At 70.6% G+C, this 1,012-nt stretch carries 1 protein-coding gene; it reads right to left on the bottom strand.

The window, feature by feature from the left end:
- Positions 1–159: 159 nt before the first annotated feature.
- Positions 160–1,012: PASTA domain-containing protein (locus tag U9980_RS23085; protein ID WP_322769864.1), on the bottom strand; the 853-nt coding region annotated here is incomplete at its 5' end.

The following is a 1,012-nucleotide window of genomic DNA, read 5'->3' as shown; positions in this document are numbered from 1 at the left end:
GCTGGTCGGGCAGCGCTCGCCGGTGGCGGTCGGGCGGCGCTGGGTGGTCCGCAACACACCCTGCCAGTGCCGCGGGGCCTGGACGGGGAGTCACGGCCCGGATTTGCGACCGCGCCGGTCCGGCCGAGCCGCTCGCTACCGATCGACCGGTCCGGATGATCAGCAGCTGGCCGTCTGCAGTCGCAGGTTGACAAATTGCTTCAGGCTGTAACTGGTGTCCTCAGGCGGCGACTGGAGGACCACGGTACCGACCCTGATCGACTTCAGGCACTCGTACGTGTACGAGATGTTGGTAAACCCGATCGTCTGGAGAGTGTCCACGGCGTCACGGAGCATCATCCCTACAACGATGGGAACGGTCGCGCAGTCGGCTGCCTGCAGTTTCAGGCTCACCGGGGAGGTCGTGGCGATCCGACTACCCGCAGACGGTTCCTGGCTCACCACGTTGTCGATGTTGGGTGACCGGTAGCAGTCGTACTGGTGAGGGATGTTGGTGAAGCCGGCCTTTCGCAGCGCTGCCGAGGCATCGGCCAGCACCATGTTGCGCACGTCCGGCACTGGCGCGCGTGGGGGGTCCGCCGGCGACGGTGACGGCGTCAGCGTCAGCGTCGGGTCCGCGGAGGCCGCACCGGCTGGCAGCGCGGCTGCGGAAGCCACCACGGAAGCCACCACGGAAGCCACCGCGGACGGCACCACGGACGGCACCGGGACGCCCTGCGCGGACGCCGGCCCGGCCGGGCCACGATCGTCCCCGCCGAGGCCGGCGGCAAGCGTCCACGAGCCGAGGCCCACGAGCACGGCCCCTACGACACCCGCCGTGAGCAGCGCGCGGCCGCGTCCGAACCTCGTACTGCGGCCATCCGTCCACGCGACCGCGATGGGCACCGGCCGCGGCGCCCGCCTGCCAGCCATCCGGACGGGTTCGGATTCGTACCCGTCGGTCAGGTGGATGGCGGTCGAAGGCAGCTCGGGGATGAATGGTTTCGCCCGGTGTGCCCGGCCCGTCGGCGCC

It is taken from the genome of Protofrankia sp. Cr1 (assembly GCF_963555865.1).
In the GTDB taxonomy this organism is placed as follows: Bacteria; Actinomycetota; Actinomycetes; order Frankiales; family Frankiaceae; genus Protofrankia.
Note: the sequence above shows the minus strand (reverse complement) of the source record. Positions and strands in the feature narration are given on the sequence as shown.